The 21,392-nt window shown below is 52.4% G+C and carries 23 protein-coding genes and 2 pseudogenes; 18 read left to right on the top strand and 7 right to left on the bottom strand.

What is annotated here, in order from left to right:
- Positions 1–491 (top strand): annotated as a pseudogene (locus tag F7B33_RS09910) (arsenic resistance protein); the annotation flags it as partial.
- A 597-nt stretch (positions 492–1,088) separates the two neighbouring features.
- Positions 1,089–1,268 carry a hypothetical protein gene (locus F7B33_RS09905; RefSeq protein ID WP_297074335.1) on the top strand — a complete coding sequence of 60 codons (180 nt, stop codon included), beginning with the start codon at positions 1,089–1,091 and terminating at the stop codon, positions 1,266–1,268.
- Here F7B33_RS09905 and F7B33_RS09900 read toward each other — a convergent pair.
- From F7B33_RS09900 to F7B33_RS09880, 5 genes are all read right to left on the bottom strand, one after another.
- Positions 1,246–2,454 carry an NAD(P)/FAD-dependent oxidoreductase gene (locus F7B33_RS09900; RefSeq protein WP_297074333.1) on the bottom strand — a complete coding sequence of 403 codons (1,209 nt, stop codon included), beginning with the start codon at positions 2,452–2,454 and terminating at the stop codon, positions 1,246–1,248. The genes F7B33_RS09905 and F7B33_RS09900 overlap by 23 nt on opposite strands.
- The gene (locus F7B33_RS09895; protein ID WP_297074331.1) at positions 2,451–4,196 is read right to left on the bottom strand and encodes an aldehyde ferredoxin oxidoreductase family protein; all 1,746 of its coding nucleotides are present in this window, start codon (positions 4,194–4,196) and stop codon (positions 2,451–2,453) included. The genes F7B33_RS09900 and F7B33_RS09895 overlap by 4 nt, the downstream gene beginning before the upstream one ends.
- A gap of 1 nt (position 4,197) precedes the next feature.
- Positions 4,198–4,650, bottom strand: coding sequence for a 4Fe-4S dicluster domain-containing protein (locus F7B33_RS09890; protein WP_297065032.1), 453 nt, complete (start codon positions 4,648–4,650; stop codon positions 4,198–4,200).
- An 84-nt stretch (positions 4,651–4,734) separates the two neighbouring features.
- A complete protein-coding gene (locus F7B33_RS09885) occupies positions 4,735–5,871 on the bottom strand; it encodes an MFS transporter (RefSeq protein ID WP_297074330.1) in 1,137 nt (378 codons plus the stop codon).
- A 1-nt stretch (position 5,872) separates the two neighbouring features.
- Positions 5,873–6,145, bottom strand: a complete 273-nt coding sequence (locus F7B33_RS09880; RefSeq protein WP_297065036.1) for a hypothetical protein — start codon at positions 6,143–6,145, stop codon at positions 5,873–5,875.
- Positions 6,146–6,266: 121 nt separating this feature from the next.
- Between F7B33_RS09880 and F7B33_RS09875 the strand changes: the two genes are divergently transcribed.
- Together F7B33_RS09875 and F7B33_RS09870 are read left to right on the top strand one after the other, a co-directional pair.
- Positions 6,267–7,193, top strand: a complete 927-nt coding sequence (locus F7B33_RS09875) for an ATP-binding cassette domain-containing protein (protein WP_297074328.1) — start codon at positions 6,267–6,269, stop codon at positions 7,191–7,193.
- A complete protein-coding gene (locus F7B33_RS09870) occupies positions 7,186–7,926 on the top strand; it encodes an ABC transporter permease (protein ID WP_297074326.1) in 741 nt (246 codons plus the stop codon). Before F7B33_RS09875 ends, F7B33_RS09870 begins: the two co-directional genes overlap by 8 nt.
- Here the strand turns inward: F7B33_RS09870 and F7B33_RS09865 are convergent.
- Positions 7,919–8,332 (bottom strand): OsmC family protein, encoded by a 414-nt coding sequence (locus F7B33_RS09865; protein ID WP_297074324.1) that lies wholly within the window; start codon positions 8,330–8,332, stop codon positions 7,919–7,921. The two genes, F7B33_RS09870 and F7B33_RS09865, sit on opposite strands and share 8 nt — an antisense overlap.
- Positions 8,333–8,390: 58 nt before the next feature.
- Between F7B33_RS09865 and F7B33_RS09860 the strand changes: the two genes are divergently transcribed.
- The 5 genes from F7B33_RS09860 (at position 8,391) to F7B33_RS09840 (ending at position 12,756) form a co-directional block, all read left to right on the top strand.
- A complete protein-coding gene (locus F7B33_RS09860; protein ID WP_297074322.1) occupies positions 8,391–8,720 on the top strand; it encodes a NifB/NifX family molybdenum-iron cluster-binding protein in 330 nt (109 codons plus the stop codon).
- A 65-nt stretch (positions 8,721–8,785) separates the two neighbouring features.
- The gene (locus tag F7B33_RS09855) at positions 8,786–9,673 is read left to right on the top strand and encodes a cation diffusion facilitator family transporter (protein ID WP_297074321.1); all 888 of its coding nucleotides are present in this window, start codon (positions 8,786–8,788) and stop codon (positions 9,671–9,673) included.
- A gap of 136 nt (positions 9,674–9,809) precedes the next feature.
- Positions 9,810–10,979: an iron ABC transporter substrate-binding protein gene (locus tag F7B33_RS09850; RefSeq protein ID WP_297062513.1), complete on the top strand. Its 1,170-nt coding sequence runs from the start codon at positions 9,810–9,812 to the stop codon at positions 10,977–10,979.
- Positions 10,980–10,984: 5 nt separating this feature from the next.
- Entirely contained in the window at positions 10,985–12,019 is a 1,035-nt protein-coding gene (locus F7B33_RS09845; protein WP_297074338.1) for an iron ABC transporter permease, read from the top strand.
- A complete protein-coding gene (locus F7B33_RS09840) occupies positions 12,016–12,756 on the top strand; it encodes an ABC transporter ATP-binding protein (RefSeq protein WP_297074320.1) in 741 nt (246 codons plus the stop codon). The genes F7B33_RS09845 and F7B33_RS09840 overlap by 4 nt, the downstream gene beginning before the upstream one ends.
- On the opposite strand, the gene F7B33_RS09835 is transcribed toward F7B33_RS09840, so the two are convergent.
- Entirely contained in the window at positions 12,753–13,712 is a 960-nt protein-coding gene (locus F7B33_RS09835; protein ID WP_297074318.1) for a tetratricopeptide repeat protein, read from the bottom strand. The genes F7B33_RS09840 and F7B33_RS09835 overlap by 4 nt on opposite strands.
- 81 nt (positions 13,713–13,793) lie before the next feature.
- Here F7B33_RS09835 and F7B33_RS09830 point away from each other — a divergent pair, with 81 nt between their 5' ends.
- The 9 genes and pseudogenes from F7B33_RS09830 to F7B33_RS09790 all read left to right on the top strand — a co-directional run.
- The gene (locus F7B33_RS09830; protein ID WP_297074317.1) at positions 13,794–14,738 is read left to right on the top strand and encodes a ribonuclease Z; all 945 of its coding nucleotides are present in this window, start codon (positions 13,794–13,796) and stop codon (positions 14,736–14,738) included.
- Positions 14,735–15,403 carry a TraB/GumN family protein gene (locus tag F7B33_RS09825; RefSeq protein ID WP_297074316.1) on the top strand — a complete coding sequence of 223 codons (669 nt, stop codon included), beginning with the start codon at positions 14,735–14,737 and terminating at the stop codon, positions 15,401–15,403. Before F7B33_RS09830 ends, F7B33_RS09825 begins: the two co-directional genes overlap by 4 nt.
- 28 nt (positions 15,404–15,431) lie before the next feature.
- Positions 15,432–15,614: a KH domain-containing protein gene (locus F7B33_RS09820; RefSeq protein ID WP_297062510.1), complete on the top strand. Its 183-nt coding sequence runs from the start codon at positions 15,432–15,434 to the stop codon at positions 15,612–15,614.
- A gap of 67 nt (positions 15,615–15,681) precedes the next feature.
- Positions 15,682–16,245 (top strand): glucose-6-phosphate isomerase, encoded by a 564-nt coding sequence (locus F7B33_RS09815; protein WP_297062515.1) that lies wholly within the window; start codon positions 15,682–15,684, stop codon positions 16,243–16,245.
- Between the two features lie 45 nt (positions 16,246–16,290).
- Entirely contained in the window at positions 16,291–17,658 is a 1,368-nt protein-coding gene (locus F7B33_RS09810) for an ADP-specific glucokinase (protein ID WP_297074336.1), read from the top strand.
- 58 nt (positions 17,659–17,716) lie between these two features.
- Positions 17,717–18,892 (top strand): mannosyl-3-phosphoglycerate synthase, encoded by a 1,176-nt coding sequence (gene mpgS / locus F7B33_RS09805; protein ID WP_297062511.1) that lies wholly within the window; start codon positions 17,717–17,719, stop codon positions 18,890–18,892.
- Between the two features lie 2 nt (positions 18,893–18,894).
- On the top strand, positions 18,895–19,638 hold the full coding sequence (mpgP, locus tag F7B33_RS09800) for a mannosyl-3-phosphoglycerate phosphatase (protein ID WP_297074315.1): 744 nt from the start codon (positions 18,895–18,897) through the stop codon (positions 19,636–19,638).
- Positions 19,635–21,032 carry a mannose-1-phosphate guanylyltransferase/mannose-6-phosphate isomerase gene (locus F7B33_RS09795; protein ID WP_297074313.1) on the top strand — a complete coding sequence of 466 codons (1,398 nt, stop codon included), beginning with the start codon at positions 19,635–19,637 and terminating at the stop codon, positions 21,030–21,032. Before mpgP ends, F7B33_RS09795 begins: the two co-directional genes overlap by 4 nt.
- A 1-nt stretch (position 21,033) precedes the next feature.
- Positions 21,034–21,392: pseudogene (locus tag F7B33_RS09790) on the top strand (phosphoglucosamine mutase); the annotation flags it as partial.

Here is a 21,392-nt window from a genome sequence, read left to right as displayed (position 1 = left end):
TCATAACACCCATGATACTCGGCGTCCTCACGAGGGCTTACCTCATGGGCAAGCTCGGCCCGGAGGGCTTCCTGCGGATAAAGCCGGCCTTTCCGGCGGTATCGCTCCTCGGCATGTACACCATCGTCTTCCTCATCTTCATGGAGAAGGCGAAGCTCATAGCCAGCAAGCCGAGCATCGTTGGACTGGCCCTAATTCCGCTGGTCATCTACTATCTCACGGCACTGCTCTTCATGACCCTCGTTGACAGGGCCGCAGGGATTCCTTATAAAGATCACATGGCGATAACCTTCACCTCCGTTGGAAAGAACGAGGGAACGGCTATGGCGATAGCTTTAGCGGCGGGAACCGGCCTGATGGCAATCGCTCCAGCCGTTACTCCAATCGTTCAGATACCCTTCCTGGTCGGCTACGTCAAGGCCTGGAAGGCCATAGCCGGGCTATGGAAGTGTAAAGTAAGGGATGAGGAGGCCGTTCCTGGAGCGGCCTGATTTTTGCCATTTTTACCCTCTACTATTCTTGCTACTTCCCAGGTCAATGATGAGATACCCAGAAGGTGACGAAAATGGGGGTGCTCTTGATCCTTCCCCTAACGGACAGTGCAATAAAGCGAGTTGTCGGCACCGCAGGCCCCCCATTAGGTTGGCTTACCCCGCCTCAATGGTCAGGGAGGAACATGATGTCAAGATAATCGACGGCATAGCCGAGGATTTTGACGTTGTCACACTGTCTACTTCTGCATAGAGTCCGGCTCTCAGAAAACGCTGGACTTCATAGGAAAGGGCATAACCCCCAGAGCAGTCGTTTGATGCTATTAAAACGGCCAAAACGGCAGGACTCCAGGCGCTTGGCTCTTTCATAATAGGCTTTCCAGAGGAGACTAGAGGGGAGTTGAGACGACAATAAAGTTCGCCAAAAAAGTTGGCGTTGACTTCGCCCAGTTCACTATAGCCATCCCTTACCCAGGAACAAGCCTCTGGACCTATGCGATTCAGAACAACCTACTCCTAAAGAGAAACTGGAGAAAGTACACAACCATCGACCCGGTTATAAAGCTGAAGTACTTCGCCTCTGAGGGCATAGCAAAGATGCTGAGAAAGGCTTACATATCCTTCTACCTGAGGTCGAAGGTTCTCCTGAAAGACCTTCTAGAGAGGCACGGCTTCATTCTCAAGAGGGCAATTTGCGGCGTTTTGAACCTTTACCACAGCACGAAAAGAAGCAGAGAAGCAAGTAAGATTCCCCTCAAGACAATGTCCTTTGATTGATTTCCATCTTCTCCCACACCCCCTTAACGAACGACTTCGTGTCGCTCATCGAGTCTATCTTAACCTCCCTCCTCGTCCTGATGAGGTACTCAACGGCTCCGGCGTACTGGAGGGCGTATTCACCGATGAGCTGTGCCCCGTTCAGCCTGCTGTTCTCGATGAAGAGCTTTGCTATGTGCGAACCGTGCCAGGCTTCTTTCCTCGCCCCGATGAAAGTCCCTATGGAGGCGAAGACCCTGTCGAATATGGTTATGATGTTCATGTTTATCGAGCCGCGGTAGCGCTTCTCAACGCCGAGCATGTTGTAGCCTGCCACTCTTCCCTGCTCCCTCGCGAGTGGCCAGATGGCGAAGATGCCGTAGCGCCCGGTTACCAAGTCGCGCGTCTCGGCGCAGTCTCCTGCCGCGTAAACATCTTCCACGTTCGTCCTCATTCTCTCGTCAGTGAGTATGCCACCCCTCTCTCCAAGGGCTATTCTTCCGTCGAGGAAGCTCAGGTTGGGTCTTACCCCGATTGCCGCGACCACGATGTCGCCGTGGATGACACCGCAGGGCGCTTTGACCCCCTTAACCGGGTCGCCAACTAAGTCTATGCTCTTCTCGAAGAGAACCTTGACGCCGTTCAGTATCATCACGTCCCTTATGATGTCCGAGATGTCCTCGTCGAAGAGCCTTCTGAGGATCCTCGAACGGCAGATTATTACCGGGTCTGCCCCGAGCCTTTTCAGGGCTATCGCAGTCTCAACCGCCACCGGCCCGGCACCAATTATTATGGCCCTCCCACGCACCGTCCTGAGCCTCTTGGCGTCTTCCAGGGTTCTAACACCTATGACGTTCTCCCTCCTGAACTGCGGAATTATGCTGGGCGTTGCACCGCTCGAGATGAGTAGTCTGTCGTAGTCTATCTCTTCCCCGTTGTCGAGGAGCACCTTCTTGGCCTCCGTGTCGACCTTAATAATCTCCCTGCCCATGAGGTAGTCTATTCCACTTGAGCGGACGAAGTGCCAGTTCCAGACGAACAGCCCATCCCTCCTCACGGTTCCCTCTATGTAGTACGGCAGGGCCGCCGGCGAGTAGGGAAGGGTCTTCTCCCTGTTTATGACCAGAACTTCGTCCTCGGAGTTGGCCATTATCGTCTCAGCGGCGGCGGTTCCGGCCCCGCCAGCGCCTATAATAACGTGTCTCATGCTAAATCACCCAGTCCGAGCTTTTTAAGGGTCTCTCGGGTCGGGACGCCGTTCTCGTCCCATCCCCTAAGTGAATAATAAACCTTCTTCATCCTCTCAAGCTTCTCTCTGTCGAGCTTCACATCGCCTTTGAAGAGCCTCGGCGACAGCTCGTCCTTCCCGTTTCCGTGTTTAAGGTTGAAGAGCCTCTCAAGGGTTCTTATCCTCTCGGCGGTCCTCATAAGCTCGTCCTCGGTTATGCTTTCTCCAGTTACTGCCTTGAAGGCTTTGGCCCAGAGCTTAAGTGGGGTCGTCAAAAGCGCTATGACGCAGACACCGAGCGAGTCAGCTATTATGTGCAGGTTCTCCCAGAGAACAGCGAAGCGGACCTTGCTTTCAGAGTAGCTCCAGGGATAGGCCGCTTCAACATCTCCAACGAACATCTCTGCCATCCTCTCGGCCTGCTCTTTTTTGATGTAATAGTAGAACTCGGGGAATCCGTAAAGAGCCCTATTAACTCCACCGGAGTCGGCAACGGCAGAGATGAGGGCAGAACCAACGAACGGCCTTACATCGCTGCTCCACGACTCCATTCCTCCCTTGACGTAAACCGCTGGTACTCCAAAGTGCTCGCTTGCTCTTTTGATTCCCTCTGCAAAAATGTCGCCTTCGCCTTCTCTCTCCACAATCTTCTCTATGAAGTTGAGGATTTCTTCGCTCCCGAGCTTTACCTTCCCGAGGCGGGAGGCATACGCAACAACAGCTACCGTACTCATTATATCAAGCCCTTCGCTCTGGCACTTCCGGTATATTCTCCAAGCCAGTTCTGGATCCTTCACCTTCAGCGTGAAAGTCACCGCTGGAAAAGTCCCCTGACAGAGGTTTATTGGGAGCGTCTCCTCCTTGTAGCTGACGATTCCCCAGCACCTCAGCGGGCAGGAGAAGCAGCTCGCTCTCCCAATGGTATGCTCCTCAAAGAACTTTCTGGCATTCATAGCGGCTTCTTCCGCCTTCTCCCACTCCCTCTCGTAGTCCCCAAAGTAGGGCATCCTCAGTCTGAGTATCGTCGGGACGAAGTTCACGTGCCAGTCCTTGAAACGGAGGAACTCTCCGCTGTTGGTTATGTTCTCCTGTATCTCCTCGAAGGCAGACATCAGCTCCAGTGGATTGTAAGGGTTTAATCCCCTCGTCCCGTGGACGAGGATGGCCTTGAGGTTCTTGCTTCCCATCACGGCCCCGAGGCCGCCGCGGGAGGCAAGGTTCCTGTGGGAGAAAGAAATTCCCGCGAACTTCACGCCGTTTTCTCCGCCCCTGCCTATGCAGGCCACCTTAAGGTCTGGGTGTCCCCGGGTAAGGGCATCTATCGTTTCGAAGACGTTGAGACCCCATATTCCCTCGGCGCTCTCTATCGAGACCTCTTCGTTCTCGATTCTCAGGTAAACAGGCTTTTCTGCCTTTCCTGTCACCACAACTCCGTCGTAGCCTGAAAACTTCAGCGCGGAGGGAAAATCTCCGCCGGTGCTGCTTCCGCCGATTAGTCCCGTAACCGGGGATACTGCAACCACATCCATTCTTGAGCCTGAGGGCACGAAGGAGGTCAGCGGGCCAGTCATGAAAATTAGTGCATCGGGGTTGTCATGGAGTATTCTCGTCGCTATTCCCCTTCCCCCAAGGAACTTTCCTGCGTATTTCTCAGTAGGTTCAGTTCTTACTTTACTCAAACTCAAGTTAACGAAGAGTATTTTTCCGGTATAGCCAAACATTTCAGTCCGCCTCCCCGTAGAGAACCCTAACTCCCTTCTTCCTAACCTCAGGAATGGCATCGTCCGGTACTACCTCTATAACGTTCATCGGACAGTACTTAGCGCACTGTGGGTCGCCACCGCAGAGGTCGCACCTTATCATCTTGTTGTTAATATAGTCGTAGAGAACGCCTCCAACTGGGCAGACGAGCGTGCACATCTTGCACCTTATGCACTTCTCGTCGTCTACCGTCCTTACGCCGTTCTGCAGATGAATCGCACCCATTGGACAGACGAGTTCACAGGGAGCATCCTCACACTGGAGGCACATCACAGGGAACTTCTCGCCTTTGTAGCCCAAAACGTGGATTCTTGAGAGGTCTGGGTTTATTACCCCCTCATGGCTCAGGGAGCAGACTATTTCGCAGGTGTGACAGCCTATACACCCCTCCTCGTGGACTATTAGGTAGGGCATTTCGACTCACCTAATTTCATATGAAAATTTTTCAATATAAAAGGTTTTCACAAACCAAAGGTTGTGGACAGAAATGGGAACTCATTAAAGCTCAAACTTCTCCATGAGGGGTCGAATGACGCTCTCCGCTAAGAGTATGCCCCCAATTAGAAGCAAACCTGCAAAAAGAAAGGTCTCCCTCAGGCCGAGCCACCTTATAACGACCGCACCTAAGATGGGCGCGTAGAGGCCCCTTATCCCACAGGTCGTCAGGTGGAGGGCCGATAAGTCCTCAGTCCTGTAATCAGGAACGCCCATCGAGAAGGCCTGCCAGCCTATTGAAACGGCAGAGCCTCCGAGACCGCAGAGAACCCCTGCGAGGTAGATATAGAGCGCTGAACTGCTGAGATAGTAGGTGAGTGCCATGAGGAAGAGCGCCGTAAAGCCCGCCTGAAAGACCCTGACCACGTGCGATGGTTTCTTTATAAGCCCGCTCCACAGCTCGGAGAAGAGCACGTAGGAGATGCTGTTGAGGGCTATCGCGATGCCTATGACCCCGTTGGACAGGCCCAAGGCCCTAACTTCAAGGATTGGAATTGCTGGGAGCATCATCAGCATGCCGGTTCCGGCTATCATGAACATCGCGACCATCCTGAGGATTAGCTTGTCCTTGTAAGGCGGCTCGACCTTTTCCTTGGCGTCACCTTTAACGTCCGGGAAGGGAAGCCGAAAGAGCGCCGCGAGGAGGAGAAGGAGTGAAGCGGCGAAGAAAGCTATTCTGTAGCTCCAGGAATCCATTACATAGCCTGCTATTCCGGCTGCAACGGTGTAGGCTATCGTGTAGGCCACCTCTGCATGTCCGAGCATTCTGATATCCGTGTAGACTCTCTCGACTATCAAAGGGTAGAGCACCTCCTTTACGCCGTAGGCGATGTAGTAGAGAAAGACGGAGATAAGGAAGGGAACCGCGCTTTCGGTGAAGGCGCTCACGAGAAGAAAGAGCGAGGCGAGGCTTAATGAGAGGATTACGAGCCTCTTTGCCCCAACCTTTCGTGAGCCTTTCGCCCAGAGGGGAGAGAAGAGGTTCGAGACGTAGGCTGAACTATCAAGGAGGCCCAGCATGAAGGGTGAAGCTCCCATCCTCGTCAGGATTACCCCAAAGAAGGCCTCGGCAAGTCCCTCGGCTGCCCCTATGCTACCCTGGCTCAGGAACTCGAACTTCAAAAGTTCCTTATCCTTCATGTCACTCCCTCAGGAGGAGCATCCCGGCGAACTTTCCCCGCCAGCTCAGCTCGACCTTTATCCCGAAGGGACTCTTCCATGCGCTCTCGACCTCAAGCTCCTCCAATGGTGCCTCGAACCTCAGCTTTCCGACCTTCTCGCCATCCACGAGGATGAGTATTTTCCCGCCCTTCCGGACAAGTTCTGCCTTTGAAAGCAGTTTCCTGACCTTCTCGTTCAGAGCTTCTGCCCCGGTTACGCCGATTTCACTTCCACAGCACCAGAGTTTTTTCATAGCCCTCCCTGAATGAAAATTAGTTAATCTTTTAATTAACCTTATGGAATGAACCTTTTGGCTGGCTGTTGTCCCAAACCTTTTTTAACTACTGAAAATATTTTCATCTTCGGTGTAAGGGATGAACGCGATTGAAGCGGTTAACCTTGTGAAGCACTATGGCTCGTTCGAGGCCGTTAGAGGCGTGAGTTTTTCAGTCAAGTCCGGTGAGGTCTTCGGTTTCCTCGGACCGAACGGAGCAGGAAAAACAACCACAATACGGATGCTCACCGGCGTTCTAAAGCCCGATTCCGGCGAGGTAATGGTTCTCGGCTACGACATGCTCAACGAGCGCGAGAAGATAAAGGCGAGGGAGAGAACCGGCATAGTCCCCGAGATGGCCAACCCCTATGTTGACTTAACGGCCATGCAGAACCTCAGGCTTATGGGCGAGCTTTACGGGATGTCGAAGGCCGAGATAGAAAAGCGCTCGCTTGAACTCCTCAGGGAGTTTGACCTCTACGAAAAGAGGAACGTTAAAGTTAGGGGCTTCTCGAAGGGTATGAGGCAACGCTTGATAATCGCGATGGCGATGATAGCGGATCCAGAGCTCTACTTTCTCGACGAGCCGACGAGCGGTTTAGATGTGATAAGCGCGCGTCTCATAAAGGAGGTAATCTGGGAGGAGAAGAAGGCCGGAAAGACGATATTCCTCACAACACACAACATGGACGACGCGAACGAGCTTTGCGAGAGGATTGGAATAATCAGGAAGGGTAAACTGATAGCGATAGACACGCCCGAGAAGCTCAAGGGGCTCGTTAAGGGACGTGTCTCAGTCGAGGTGAGCTTTGAGCCTATGAAGTTTGACCCGTCGGTTCTCTCCTCCGCTTTAAAGGTTGAGACCATGGGGGATAAGGTGAAAATCTACACTACAGACCCTGATAGGACCGTTAAGGAACTCGTTCGCTACGCCGAGCGGGAGAATCTGAGAATAGTCAGCTTAAGGACGCTCTCGCCCTCCTTAGAGGACGTTTTCATGGAGCTGGTGGGTGGTAGAAATGATTGATCAGATAAAGCGCTCCTTCGCAGTAGCAAAGAAAGACATGCTCATCTTCTACCTCAAGGGGCCTGTCGTTATAATGGGTCTCATATTCCCCTTCTTCCTTTTCTTAGCTTTCCTAATTGGCAGGAACCTTACCGGGGAACAGCTCTTCGTTGGCTTAACTGCCATGACCGCTTTCTTCACGGCAACGGCCGTCGGCCCGACGATAATCCCCTGGGAGTGCCGCGGAAGAACCTTTGAGAGGCTCATAACCGCTCCAGTGTCGCTTACCACTGTCCTCCTTGGGGACTTCCAGGCATCGCTCTACTTTGGACTGACGATAACCTTCGCGATAGCGATTCCCACAATCTTTTACCTCTCGCTCGGCTTGGAGTGGGCAATCTTCATTACGGCAACGCTCCTCGCGGTCGGAACCTTCTCAACTATGACGGTGCTTTTCTCATCATATCCGCCAACCGACGTTCCGGCGGATGTGATGATGCTTACATCACTTGTCAAGTTCTCGCTCCTCTTCATAAGCGGAATCTTCGTGCCCCTTGAAAAACTGCCGTCCTATGGGAGGCTCGTCTCCTACGTCTCGCCTTTAACATATTACGTCGATGCCTTACGGCACTCGCTCGGAAAGGGCTACCTTCCACTGTGGATTGACCTCGGGATGCTGGTTCTCTTTGGGATGGCTTTCTTCTTTGCCGGTGTGACCGTCCACAAAAGAGTGCTGGAAAAGAGGTTCACTTAGGCCTGACTATCTCTACCTTGCCTTTTATTTTCTCTTTTCCAACGGTGTTGAAAACGGTTCCGTACTTCTCGGCCAGCTCTTTGATGCGGAGTATCTTCTTCTCCGGTGCATCCGTCACAATCCTAACGCGGTAGGTTATCTCCTGGAGCTGCGGTTCCTTAAGGTTTCTCCAGCCTTTAACTGTTATACTCATCTCCTCGACGTTGAGGTGCATCTTCTTTATGAGCCTTCCCCAGTTTATCGTCAGGCAGCCGCCTATTGCTGTTAGCAGGTATTCTGCAGGTAGAGGCCCCTCGTTGCCTCCGTCGGTGTTGGTATCGGTCCTCAGACGAAACTCTCTGACCCTCGCGAGGCTCCCGACGTTGCCGTCCCACTCGAGTTCCGCTTTGTACTCAAGCCTCTCCATTGAACCACCAGTGGGGGTTGGCACTACGCTTAAAAATCCTTTCACCCATTTTTGCCCGGTGGTGAAAACGCTGGTCGCGATTCCTACTTCAAAGGGCGGTCTCGATGACGAGGTTCACGAGAGCTTGGTGAGGGCTGAGACATTTACGCTGGTCGAGTTTGAGGAGGGAGAGGTTAAAGGGGTTAAAGTTATCGAGAACCCTTACAAACGGGAGCCTTACGGCGCGGGTTCGAAAGTTGCCCTCTTCCTGGTCAACCTCGGCGTTAACGCCATAATCTCAAGGACTGACTGCCCCAAGGGCAAGATGATTTTAGATTCTGCTGGAGTTAAGATGGTCATCGTTGATGATGCCATTAAGGTTGAGGATGCATTGAGGGGACTCCGTTGAGATATCAGTCTTAACGTTCAAAATCTTTTTAAGCCTCTTAATTTACTGGAATCGGTGGGTGAAGAATGGGACATTATAACCATCACCACGGCGGGCTTAAGGGGAGGATGGCCTTCTCGATAGTTCTCAACCTGGTCATCACGATCGCCGAGGTAATCGGTGGAATCCTCTCTGGGAGTTTAGCTTTGCTAAGCGACTCCCTCCACAACTTCAGCGATAGCATGAGCTTACTCGCGAGCTACTTCGCGATAAAAATCGGTGAGCGGAAGGCCAACGAGAAGTACACCTTTGGCTACAAAAGGGCTGAAATTCTCGTGGCTTTCATAAACTCCGCGGTTCTAGTTGGAGTTTCTCTCTTCCTCTTGGTCGAGGCATACAGGCGCTTCAAAAACCCTGAACCCATAGACGGCCCGCTGATGCTCGGGGTCGCGTTGATAGGCCTCGCCGCCAACCTCGTTTCCGTTCTCCTCCTCCACAGCCATGCACACGAGAGTATGAACGTCCGCTCCGCTTATCTGCACCTCATGAGCGACACCCTCTCCTCGGTAGCTGTAGTTATTGGTGGAATCCTGATAATCAGGTGGGACGTCACCTGGGTTGACCCACTCGTGACGGTTCTGATTTCTCTCTACATCCTCAGGGAGGGCTACGAGATACTGAAGGAGAGCGTTGAGGTCCTCATGGAAGCTTCTCCAGAGCTTGACCTCGAGGCGATAAAGGAGGAGATAGAGTCCATCCCTGGCGTTAAGAACGCCCACCACTTTCATGCGTGGCGCATAGGGGAGGATGAAATCCACTTCGAGTGCCATGTGGAAGTTGACGACATGCCTATAAGCGAGGCACAGGAAGTAATAGATGAGGTTGAAAAAAGACTCAAAAAGTTTGGGATAACCCACGTAACGGTTCAGCTTGAAGTGAACAGGTGCGCCAGCAAGAACGTGATATGTGAGTAGTTACGGGTGCTCTGAACCCGTTGGTAGGGTTAATAACTTGATTATAAGTTCTTTGAGGTGTTCAACGGATGATTGATAACATCAATGAACCAAAACCATTAAAAGCGTGTTACCTCTCTTGCTTCTGGTGATACGAATGAAGAAGGGCCTTGCACTCCTTGTGATTCTCCTCGTGGTTTCGGTTGCGGGTTGTATAGGGACATCAACTCAGGGCTCAACGAGTGCATCCAGTTCATCTACGACCATGACGAGTTCAAGTGCAAGCTCAGGATATACCACGGTCACAGATGCCCTCGGAAGAACTGTAAATGTTCCAAGAAACGTTACCCGTGTCGTTGCGGTCGGCCCCGGGGCGCTAAGGATTATCGTTTACCTCAACGCGACCAGTGATGTCGTCGGAATTGAGGAGTTTGAAAAGAAGTATCCCTTCGGCAGACCCTACATTCTTGCCCATCCCGAGCTTCTCAAACTGCCCGTTATTGGGCCTGGTGGTCCAGGAAAGCTCCCCGACATGGAGGCCATTGTCAAGGTTCACCCGCAGGTTATATTCATGTCATTCGTGAGCAAAAGCGAGGCCGATGAAGTCCAGAAAAAGACGGGAATTCCGGTCGTTGTTCTCAGCTACGGGACGTTGAAGAACTTCACCGATCCCGTTTTCTTCAAGTCCCTCCTTCTAGCCGGAAAAATCCTTGGGAAGGAAAAGCGCGCTGAGGATGTTATTAAGTTTATAGAAGAACAGCAGAGCTACCTTGAGAACCTCACGAAGGGTTTGAAGAGCCCAAGCGTTTACGTTGGAGGAATAGGTTTCAAGGGTGCCCACGGGATAACGAGCACCTTCACCGACTACGCTCCCTTCACGGTTCTGAATCTTGACAACGTCGCTTCAAACCTCACGAGCACCAATTATGGTTGGGTGCAGGTTGATAAGGAGTGGCTCCTTAAGGTGAACCCTGACTACATCTTCATAGATGAGGGTGGCCTCAAGATAATCCTCGATGACTACAAGAGCAATCCGGATTTCTACAACTCACTGAAGGCCGTTAAAGAGGGTCACGTTTACGGGGTTTTACCCTATAACTTCTACAACACCAACATTGGGATAGCGATGGCCGACGCCTATTACATTGGAAAGGTTATCTACCCAGAGCGTTTCAAGAACATAGACCCCGTTGAGAAGGCCAACGAGATATTCACCTTCCTCGTCGGAAAGCCGGTCTACAACGAGCTCGCCAAGGAGTTCGGGGGGTTCGGTAAGATAAACCTTGCCAGTGGAAACGTTACCTACGGACTACCGACGAACCCGTGATGAGAATGGATTACAACGCCTACCTCAGGAGAAAGGTCCTCATAGGTCTCGCCCTTTTCCTTTTCCTGTTAGGGGTCTCTCTTTTCTCACTCTCAAGCGGGCCCTACCACGTTCCGGTTAAAGAAGTCTTCGCAGTTTTCTTCGGCGGTGGAACTAAGGATGATAGGCTCGTTGTTCTGGATATAAGACTCCCCCGAATTGTAGCTGGAATCCTTGTGGGGGCTTCAATGGGCGTTGCCGGGGCAGTTCTTCAGGGCTATCTCAGAAACCCGCTGGCCACGCCCTTCACTATGGGGGTTTCAAACGGTGCCATGTTCGGGGCATCTCTGGCAATACTCCTTGGTGCGGGTTATTCTCTCAACTCTGGTCAGGTCTTTCTCAACAACCCCTACGTTGTTGTCCTCTTCGCTTTTCTCGGTGCCATAAGTGCAACCCTTGTGATTCTCGCCCTGGCAAGGCTTAAGGGGCTCTCCCCCGAGGCGATAGTCCTGGCCGGCGTTGCAATGAGTTCCCTGTTCGTGGCCCTGACGACCCTTGTCCAGTACTTTGCCAACGAGCTTCAACTCTCGGCAATGGTCTACTGGAGCTTTGGAAACCTCGCGAGGGCCACGTGGGGAGAGAACCTCATAATGGCCGTTGCATTCGCCTTCGTTTTCGTTTACTTCTTGCTCAGGAGATGGGATTTAAACGCGTCAACCCTCGGCGATGAGGTTGCGAAGAGCATCGGGGTAAACATTGAGAGGGAGCGGTTGATTGGAACGCTCCTAGCGGCCTTTGTAACATCGGTTACCGTTGCATTTGTAGGAGTTATCGGCTTTATTGGGCTCATAGCACCCCATTCAATGAGGCTAATAGCAGGGGGTGACTATCGCTCGCTGATTCCGCTCTCCGCTTTAGCTGGAGCTCTGCTTTTGGTTTCAGCAGATACCGTTGCGAGACTCATAGTTTCACCGATGAACCTTCCGGTGGGGGTTATAACGTCCTTCCTCGGTGCACCGACGTTTATATACCTTCTCGTGAAGATGGAGGGAAGGAGATGATTAAGGGGGAGAACCTTCGCTTCTCTTACGGCGGGCGGGAAGTTCTAAAGGGAATAGGCCTTGAGATTGGAAAAAGTGAGTTTGTTGCAATCCTCGGCCCAAACGGTGCTGGAAAGAGCACCCTTTTACGCTGTCTGGCCGGAATTCTGAGATGCGGGGGAGTCTTTATCAAGGGCAGGCCTCTCCACGATTACTCACAGCGCGAACTTTCCAGAATTCTCGCGTACGTTCCCCAGCGAACGGAGCCGGGTTTTCTGACGGTCTTTGACACGGTTCTTCTCGGCAGAAGGCCTTACATGGGGCTGACGCCATCCGAGAACGACTTGAGGATTGTGAAAGAAGCTCTGAAAAGGCTTGGTATCGAGGAGCTGGCCCTCAAAAGGACGAACGAAATCAGTGGTGGTGAACTGCAGAAGGTTAGCATAGCGAGGGCGCTCGCCCAAGAGCCTGAAGTTCTACTTATGGACGAGCCCACCAACAATCTCGACTTAAGGAGTCAGCTCGAAGTTATGAGACTCGTGAGGGAGCTCTCAAGGGAAGGGAAGACTGTGGTAATGGTCATGCACGACGTTAACCTTGCCCTGCGCTTCGCTAAAAGGTTCGTATTCATGAGAAACGGGAGGATTGTTGCCGACGGTGGTCTCGAAGTTCTGAGTGATGAGCTATTCGAGGAAGTTTATGGAGTTAAGGTTGAGATGGGAGAAATAAGGGGAGTACCGGTTATAGTTCCCCTTTAGAGCTCGGCCTCACCAAGTAGTTCGAGCATCTCTAGAAGTCTTGGGTCCTTGACCTTCTCAACGGCCTTCTTGGCTTCTTCTTCCTCAATCTTGCCGTCCTTGAAGAGTGCCAATGCCTTGACCGCCTCAAAGAATTCCTTCATGTCCGGGAATGCATTGATGAACATATCAATGTTCAGGTAAACCGTCTCGAAGTCATCATCCAGGAAGAGTTGCCACAGGACGTCCATCAGGGAGCCGAAGGCTATGTCCTCGTAGTCGGTCCCCTTTGCCCTTATGAGGGCGTAAAGGCACTCCTGCAGGGCGGCATCGTAGTTCTCTTCCTCCTCGAAGATTTCCTCAAAGCTTAGGTGTGCCTCAACCAGAAGCTCGTTGTCGTTGAGGGCCTTTGGCAGTACTCCTGCTATTATTGCCTTGCCCTTGTATGTGTCTCCTGCCTCAAAGGTTACGTAGCCCCTGTAAATCTCAATCCTCAGGATTTTTCTCTCGTCTCCAAGCTCTTCGTAGAGTTCTTTGGCCTTCTCGATTAGCTCAAGGGCCTTCTCGTACTCCTGAAGTTCCTCGTGAATCATCGCCATGCTGTAGTATATCCGCGCGGCGTGTTCGACGTTGCCTTTCGCTACTTCTTCCTCCAGGAGTGTCCTGAACAGTTCAAGGCTCTTTTCGAGTTCGCCGATGAGGTAATAAAGGTCAGCCAGGTGGAACTTGAGCTCGAAGTCATCACTCTCCTTTGCGAGCTTCTCAAACTCTGAAATCCTATCCTCGTTGAGTATCTCGTGGTAGTAGTATAGCACGAGCTTGTAAAGTTCCCAGTCTTTGCAATCCTTTGCCAGCTTTTCAGCCTTCCCAAGGATTTCTTTCAACTCTTCATCGCTGAGGTCGTCAACCCTGTAGTAGAGGAGCCTCCTGAGCTTTTCGCAGTTCTTCTCCTCGATGGCCTTTAAAATCTCCTCCATGTTTTCACCCCTCCGTCTCTAACGCGCCGAAGTATTTAACCGTTTGGCTACATTTTTAACCTCAAATGAGAGTCCTAAAACATGCTTGAAGTCTTTTTCCTCGGAACCGGTGGTATAATGCCAACCCGTGAACGGAACGTACCAGCGGTAGCGCTCCGCTATAAAGGCGAGATAATCCTCTTCGACGCTGGAGAAGGTACAATACGGCAGATGAACACCGCGAAGCTCAGTCCGATGAGGGTTGACAAGATATTCATAACACACTTCCACGGCGACCACTACCTCGGCCTCGGCGGTCTGATTCAGACGATGAACCTCTGGAACAGGGAAAGGCCCCTCCACATCTACGGGCCTAAGTACACCTTTGAGTTCCTCCAGAATTTCCTAAACAGCGGGTTCTTTAGGCCGGGCTTTGATATACACGTCCATGAGCTCGGAGAGACGAGGCTAAGGTTTGGGGACTACGAAATCTGGAGCTTTAAGGTAGAGCACGGGATTCCGGCCCTCGGCTACGTCTTTAAGGAGAAGGACAGACGCGGGAAGTTTCTACCGGAGAAGCTGGCCGAGGTTGGACTCAAACCCGGGCCAATACTTGGAATACTTGAGAGGGAAGGAAGGGTAGAGGTTAATGGAAGGGTTGTCCACCTTGAGGACGTTACGGGACCGAGGAGGAAGGGACTCAAGGTGGTCTACACCGGTGACACAGAGCCGTCCGATAGGGTAAAACTCTTCTCCGAGAGGGCAGATTTGCTGATCCACGACGCCACTTACCTTTCCCCCGAGGACAGGGGCGAGAGCTACCATTCAACGGTGGAAGAGGCCTGTGAGATAGCGAGAAAAGCCAGGGTGAAGCTCCTCGTGCTCTTCCACAGGGCATTCCGCTACACCTATGAGGAATACCTCAGGACATCGGCGGAGATATGCAAAAAACTCGGCGTGAACTTTATTGTCCCAAGGGACTTTGATGTCCTAACCTACAAATCGGGAAAATGGCAACTTGGGAACGCTCTGGGTGATGGGCCATGAACTACCTCCGCTACGTCAAAATCGTGGGCACGATGCACGTCTCCCCAAAAAGCAGGGATGAGGTTGCAAGGATTATAATCAACGAAAGGCCTCACGCCGTTGCCGTTGAACTTGACCGAGCTAGGTTTCTGGCGATGGAAACAAACGTCGAGCTGACGCTCCAGGATTCCCTCAGGCTTGGGAGGAGGGGAATTATAAACTACGCCCTTGCGAAGGTCGAGGAGAAACTGGGGGAAACCTTTGGAATGTCACCCGGAGAGGAAATGAGAACTGCTATAGAGGTTTCCCGCTCTCTGGGGATTCCGCTTTACCTCATTGACGAGGACATTAACCTAATCCTGGCCAAAATAGCCTCGGCCCCGCTGAGGGAGAAGCTTCTCATGACCCTCGAAGGGCTGAGCGTTTTCCTTCCTCTGGGAAGGACAGAGCTGGGCGACCCTCTTGAGGAGTACAGGGCCATGATGGTTGAATTCAAGCACAGGTATCCATACCTCTACCGCGTCCTGGTTGAGGAAAGAAACGAGATAATGGCGAGGAACCTGATGGCGATAGTTGATTCCCTTCTTTCGGCGGGGGTCAAGAAGCCGAAGGTTGTTGCCGTTGTGGGCCTTGGCCACAAGCCTGGAATAGAGAGACTCCTCAACGGACGTTACTTTTATATGTAAAAGTGCGAAAAGTCCGTGGGGATTGGCTATGAGGGACAGGCTTGAGAAGATGCTGAACGTGGAAATACTCGACATCGAGGAAACCGACGACAAGATTATCGTTTACGTTCCGGCCGACAAGGTCAGGATTGCCGTGGGAAGCGGTGGTTCCGCGGTTAAAGCAGCCGAGCTCGTGATAGGAAAGAAGATTGAGGTTCGTCCAAAGGAGTGACGTCACTCCCGGTGATAACCCGGGGAAAGGTTAAATAATCTAAGGTGGATTTTCTTTGGTGGTTGTCATGGAGTACAAGAAACCTTTTGGTGTTAGAATAGAGGAGAATGGTGTCATTCCGGGAGCAAAAAAGCTCGTTAGAAGGCTCAGCGATATGAGGGGCTATTTCTACGATGAGAAGGCCTACGAGGAGCTCCTCAAGGAGGACCCGATAGTTTACGAGGTCTATGCCATAGAGCAGGAGGAAAAGGGGGGTGACCTCAACTTCGCCACGACGGTTCTCTACCCGGGCAAGGTCGGAAAGGAGTTCTTCTTCACGAAGGGTCACTATCATGCCAAGCCAGACAGGGCGGAAATTTACTATGCTTTGAAGGGCAGGGGCGGAATGCTCCTCCAGACGCCGGAAGGCGAGGTGGAATGGGTCCCTATGGAGCCGGGAACGGTTGTTTACGTCCCTCCCTACTGGGCCCACAGGACGGTTAACACCGGCGACGAGCCCTTCGTCTTCCTCGCTGTGTATCCGGCGGATGCGGGCCACGACTACGGCTCGATAAAGGAGAAGGGCTTCGCCAAGCTCGTCGTTGAGGAAGATGGGGAAGTCAAGCTCGTCGACAACCCGCGCTGGAAGTGAGCGAAACCCTTATTAGTCCCCTTTATTTTTCACTCTCGGTGATACATTATGTGGGACGGGCTTTACGCTTCTGCCTTCGAGAAAATCAATGAAAGGATTGGAAACACCGGAAGGGTTTTGCTGGCCTACAACACCAACATTGACGCGATAAAGTACCTGAACTCAGGGGACCTTAAGGATAGGATTGAGAAAGCCGGAAAGGAAGAAGTTCTCCGCTACTCCAATGAGCTCCCGGAGAAGATAAGGAGCGTTCAACAACTGCTTGGCTCAATCCTGTGGAGTGTCAAGCGCGGAAAAGCGGCTGAGCTCTTCGTCGAGAGCTGTCCCGTCAGGTTCTACATGAAGCGCTGGGGCTGGAACGAGCTGAGGATGGGCGGTCAGGTAGGAATCATGGCTAACCTCCTCGGCGGTGTTTACGGCGTTCCGGTAATAGCTCACGTCCCCCAGATTTCGAGGCTCCAGGCCGGTTTGTTCAAGGACGGGTCGATATACGTTCCGAAGATTGAAAACGGTCAACTCAGGCTTGTTCATCCAAAGGAATTCAACGCTGACGAGGAGAGTTGCATACACTTCATCTACGAGTTCTCGAGGGGCTTTAGGGTTTTTGACTTCAAAGCGCCAAGGGAAAACCGCTTCATAGGCTCGGCAGACGACTACACCACGACCCTGTTCATCCGCGACGAGTTCCGGAAAAGCTTTGAGGAGATAGCCAGAAGCGTGAACCTCGCCATAGTGAGCGGCCTTCAGGCGTTGACGAAGGATAACTACCGCGAGCCCTTCGAGACGATAAGGGGACACCTTGAAGTTCTCAACGATAGAAACGTTCCCGCCCATCTAGAGTTCGCCTTCACCCCCGATGAGACTGTCAGGAAAGCTATCCTTGACCTTCTCGGCAACTTTTGGAGTGTTGGTTTAAACGAGGTCGAGCTGGCCTCGATTATGGAGGCTATTGGCGAGAAATGTCTGGCCGAGAAGCTCCTCACCAATGACCCCGTTGACCCGGTTGCCGTCACCGAGGCCATGCTCAAGCTCGCCGAGAAGACAGGAGTTAGGAGGATACACTTCCACACCTACGGCTACTACCTCGCGCTGACAGACTACAAAGGCGAGTTCGTTAGAGATGCACTTCTCTTCGCGGCTTTAGCCGCTGCTGCAAAGGCGAAGCTCGGTGATGTCCGCTCGATAGACGATATCGCCAAAGCAATGGATGTTCCTGTCAACGAGAAGGCCAAACCGGTTGAAGAGGCCCTTGCCAGGGAGTATGGGATGGAGAAAGGCCTAACCGAGGTGGATGGCTACCAGCTGGCCTTCGTTCCGACTAAAATCGTCGAGAAGCCCAAATCAACCGTCGGAATCGGGGACACTATTTCAAGTTCTGCCTTCGTTGGAGAGTTTGCATTGAAGAATGGGTAACCTTTTAATTTTCTTCACCTTATCTGGTTCCTGAAAATTCGATTTTGGAGGTGATGCCTTGCTACTGGAGGCACCGGTTTATAAGGAGCTCTTTGGGGCGGTGGAGATATACGAGGTCCAGAAGGTCATCAAGCTCGATAGCGAGACTAAAGATGTGGGAACGTTCACCGTCAGGAACGTCCCGAGTGAGGACATCTATCGAATTCTTGAGGACATAGCCATAGTCGTTCCGATGAAGGATGAGAAGCTTCAGCTGGTTGACGGCGTCCTCAAGGCGATTCCCCACCAGTGCCCCATAATCATAGTCTCGAACAGCAAGAGAGAAGGTCCGAACCTCTTCAAGCAGGAGGTTGACCTCGTCAAGCACTTTTACAACCTAACTCGCTCGAGAATAATCATGGTCCACCAGAAGGACCCTGGCCTGGCAGAGGCCTTCAAAAAGGTTGGATACACCCACATACTCGAGGGAGACTCGGTGCGGAGCGGTAAGGGCGAAGGCATGCTGATAGGCCTGCTTCTTGCTAAGGCCATCGGGGCAAAGTACGTTGGTTTTGTTGATGCCGACAACTACATACCCGGGTCGGTGAACGAGTACGTCAAGGACTACGCCGCAGGTTTTCTCATGAGCGAGAGCGACTACTCGATGGTTCGGTTGAGCTGGCGTCACAAGCCGAAGGTCACAACGAAAGGCCTCTACTTCAAGAAGTGGGGTCGCGTGAGCGAGATTACCAACCGCTACATGAACGCCCTCTTCGGAGTTGCAACTAACTTCGAGACCAACATAATAGCGACCGGAAACTCCGGCGAGCACGCGATGAGCATAAAGCTCGCCGAGGTAATGCCCTTCGCCACAGGTTATGCTATAGAACCCTACGAGCTCGTTTACCTCTTCGAGACCTTCGGCCGGTGGGGCGTTGGAAGGGAGGATATCTACGACCAGGGCGTTGAGGTCTTTCAGATTGAGACGCTCAACCCGCACCTCCACGAGGACAAGGGAAAGGAACACGTCAGGGAAATGATTCTAAGCTCCCTCGGGACGATATACCACTCCGAGCTGGCAACCGAGGGGTTGAAGGAGAGAATCCTTAACGAACTGCGCATCCATGGGCTTCTCAAAGAAAACGAGGAACCACCGAGGCCGAAGGTGATGCCCCCCGTTGAGGGCATAGACGTTGGGGAGTGGATGAAAACGCTCGATGATGAGGCCGAAACCCTGCTCAAGTTCGAGGTGTGAGCATGAGGGTTATCTTCCTCGACCTCGACGGAACACTCCTTGGGGAGGATTATTCCCCAGAGAAGGCCGGGCCGGTGATAAGCGAGCTAACTAGGCGGGGCTATGAAATCGTTATTAACACCTCTAAAACTCGATTTGAGGTTGAGTACTACCTCAACGCTTGGGGCCTTGAGAAGCCCTTTATTACTGAGAACGGGAGCGCGGTTTACGTTCCAGAAGACCACTTCTTGGAAGATGTTGTCGGGGACGTGGCAAATCTTTGCAGGGGGAACCACTGGGTGATGGAGCTTGGAAGACCTTATCCAGAGATAAAAACCGCCCTCGACGAAATGGCTGGAGAATATGGCCTGAAATACTACGGTAACTCGACGCTTGAGGAAGTTATGGCCTTTACCGGCCTTCCAGAGGGGCTAGCGAGGCTCGCGATGATGAGAGAGTACAGCGAGACAATATTCCGCTGGAAAAAACCCGGGTTCGAGGGGGAACTGCTAAAAATAGGTCTTAAAACAACTAGGGGGACCAGGTTCATGGGGGTAACCGGAAACACCGACAAGGGAAGGGGTGCAAAAGTCCTCCTCTCCCTCTATTCCAGCCTTGGAAAGGTTGAGAGTTACGCTGTGGGGGACGGTGAAAACGACTTTCCATTGTTCGATGTCGTGGATAAAGCCTTTATCGTTGGAGACCTCTCTCATCCCAAGGCTACTAATATAAGCTCGATTGAGGAATTGCTGGAGGTGATACCGTGAAGACGATTATCCTTGCCGGCGGAAAGGGGACGAGGCTCTGGCCCTTGAGCAGGGAACTTATGCCCAAGCAGTTCGTCCGGTTCCTCGACGATAAAAGCCTGTTCCAGAAGACCGTTGAGAGGGCTCTGATGTTCTCAAAGCCCGGTGAGATATTCATCGTGACCAACAGGGATTACCGGTTCCGGGTTCTCGACGATTTGAGGGAGCTGGGGGTTGAAATACCCGAGGAAAACATACTCCTCGAACCCGCTGGAAGGAACACTTTACCCGCAATCCTCTGGGCGACACTTAGAATAGAGGAGGAGTTCGGAGATTCCGTCGTTACCGTTCTACCCAGTGACCACTTAATTGAGGTCAACGAGAACTACGAGAGGGCCTTCGAGAACGCCGAAAAGCTGGCTAGGAACTATCTAGTAACCTTTGGAATAAAGCCTACTAAGCCTCACACGGGCTACGGCTACATAAAACCCGGGGAGAAAATATCTGAGGACGGAACAGTTATCGGTTACACCGTTGCCGAGTTCAAGGAAAAGCCGGACTTTGAAACGGCAAAGAGGTACGTTGAAAGCGGTTACTACTGGAACAGCGGGATGTTCGCGTTTTCGAGTTCTCTCTTCATCGAGGAAGTTCGGAAGCACACGCCTCAAGTATGGGAGGCCTTCGAGGAAAGCGGTGACGTTGAAGAGGTTTACAACCGCGTTCCCGAGATAAGCATAGACTACGGTGTCATGGAGAAGACAGATAAAGCGGCCGTGGTTCCCCTCAACACGAGGTGGAGCGACCTTGGGAGCTTCGATGCCATCTACGAAGTTCTTGGAAAGGACGCCGAAGGAAATGCAATCAGGATTCGCGGAAAGAACGGCTACCACGTCGGTGTGAACTCAAGGAACAACCTCATAATGACGGAGAGACTTACCGCGACGGTTGGCGTCGAGGACCTGATAATCATAGACACCGGTGATGCTCTCCTGGTTGCCAAAAAGGGAGAGAGCCAGAGGGTCAAGGAAGTTTACAAGGCACTCAAAGAACTCGGTGACGAGCGCGTCGTTGTTCATAGAACGGCCTACAGGCCCTGGGGTAGCTATACCGTCCTTGAAGAGGGTGACCGTTACAAGATAAAGCGCCTCACCGTTCTTCCGGGCAAGAAACTGTCGCTCCAGATGCACTATCACCGCTCGGAGCACTGGGTCGTTGTTAGGGGAACGGCGAAGGTAATCGTTGGGGACAAGGAGATACTCCTCAGGCCCGGTGAGAGCACTTTCATTCCGGCGGGAGTTAAGCACCGCCTCGAAAACCCTGGGAAAGTTGTGCTGGAAGTCATAGAGACCCAGATTGGTGAGTACCTCGGTGAGGACGACATCGTAAGGTTCGACGACGAGTTCGGGAGGGTCTGACATGGGGAGGCTTTTCGGCACCTTTGGAGTCCGCGGTATAGCGAACGAGAAGATAACCCCCGAGTTCGCCCTGAAAATGGGAATGGCCTTCGGAACGATGCTCAAAAGAGAAGGAAGGGAAAAGCCCCTCGTCGTTGTTGGCAGGGACACCCGCGTTAGTGGTGAAATGCTTAAAGGCGCTCTAATCAGCGGTTTGCTTAGTGTGGGCTGTGACGTTATAGACGTTGGCATAGCGCCAACCCCCGCTATACAGTGGGCGACGAACTACTTTAATGCCGATGGCGGGGCCGTTATCACTGCCAGCCACAACCCGCCCGAGTACAACGGCATAAAGCTCCTCGAGCCGAACGGTATGGGCCT

Origin of the sequence: Thermococcus sp. (assembly GCF_015523185.1) — an archaeon.
Classification (GTDB): Archaea; Methanobacteriota_B; Thermococci; order Thermococcales; family Thermococcaceae; genus Thermococcus.
The sequence above is the reverse complement of the archived record's forward strand: the minus strand, read 5'-3'. Positions and strand labels throughout refer to the sequence as shown.

What these genes read in the sequence shown, in the direction of transcription:
- F7B33_RS09855 (WP_297074321.1), top strand. Translation starts at nt 8,786, where the DNA reads ATGGGACATTATAACCATCACCACGGCGGGCTTAAGGGGAGGATGGCC.
- F7B33_RS09865 (WP_297074324.1), bottom strand. Translation starts at nt 8,332, where the DNA reads ATGGAGAGGCTTGAGTACAAAGCGGAACTCGAGTGGGACGGCAACGTC.
- F7B33_RS09890 (WP_297065032.1), bottom strand. Translation starts at nt 4,650, where the DNA reads ATGCCCTACCTAATAGTCCACGAGGAGGGGTGTATAGGCTGTCACACC.
- F7B33_RS09875 (WP_297074328.1), top strand. Translation starts at nt 6,267, where the DNA reads ATGAACGCGATTGAAGCGGTTAACCTTGTGAAGCACTATGGCTCGTTC.
- F7B33_RS09850 (WP_297062513.1), top strand. Translation starts at nt 9,810, where the DNA reads ATGAAGAAGGGCCTTGCACTCCTTGTGATTCTCCTCGTGGTTTCGGTT.
- F7B33_RS09895 (WP_297074331.1), bottom strand. Translation starts at nt 4,196, where the DNA reads ATGTTTGGCTATACCGGAAAAATACTCTTCGTTAACTTGAGTTTGAGT.
- F7B33_RS09845 (WP_297074338.1), top strand. Translation starts at nt 10,985, where the DNA reads ATGGATTACAACGCCTACCTCAGGAGAAAGGTCCTCATAGGTCTCGCC.
- F7B33_RS09880 (WP_297065036.1), bottom strand. Translation starts at nt 6,145, where the DNA reads ATGAAAAAACTCTGGTGCTGTGGAAGTGAAATCGGCGTAACCGGGGCA.
- F7B33_RS09820 (WP_297062510.1), top strand. Translation starts at nt 15,432, where the DNA reads ATGAGGGACAGGCTTGAGAAGATGCTGAACGTGGAAATACTCGACATC.
- F7B33_RS09830 (WP_297074317.1), top strand. Translation starts at nt 13,794, where the DNA reads ATGCTTGAAGTCTTTTTCCTCGGAACCGGTGGTATAATGCCAACCCGT.
- F7B33_RS09815 (WP_297062515.1), top strand. Translation starts at nt 15,682, where the DNA reads ATGGAGTACAAGAAACCTTTTGGTGTTAGAATAGAGGAGAATGGTGTC.
- mpgP (WP_297074315.1), top strand. Translation starts at nt 18,895, where the DNA reads ATGAGGGTTATCTTCCTCGACCTCGACGGAACACTCCTTGGGGAGGAT.
- F7B33_RS09885 (WP_297074330.1), bottom strand. Translation starts at nt 5,871, where the DNA reads ATGAAGGATAAGGAACTTTTGAAGTTCGAGTTCCTGAGCCAGGGTAGC.
- F7B33_RS09870 (WP_297074326.1), top strand. Translation starts at nt 7,186, where the DNA reads ATGATTGATCAGATAAAGCGCTCCTTCGCAGTAGCAAAGAAAGACATG.
- F7B33_RS09840 (WP_297074320.1), top strand. Translation starts at nt 12,016, where the DNA reads ATGATTAAGGGGGAGAACCTTCGCTTCTCTTACGGCGGGCGGGAAGTT.
- F7B33_RS09835 (WP_297074318.1), bottom strand. Translation starts at nt 13,712, where the DNA reads ATGGAGGAGATTTTAAAGGCCATCGAGGAGAAGAACTGCGAAAAGCTC.
- F7B33_RS09900 (WP_297074333.1), bottom strand. Translation starts at nt 2,454, where the DNA reads ATGAGACACGTTATTATAGGCGCTGGCGGGGCCGGAACCGCCGCCGCT.
- F7B33_RS09905 (WP_297074335.1), top strand. Translation starts at nt 1,089, where the DNA reads ATGCTGAGAAAGGCTTACATATCCTTCTACCTGAGGTCGAAGGTTCTC.
- F7B33_RS09825 (WP_297074316.1), top strand. Translation starts at nt 14,735, where the DNA reads ATGAACTACCTCCGCTACGTCAAAATCGTGGGCACGATGCACGTCTCC.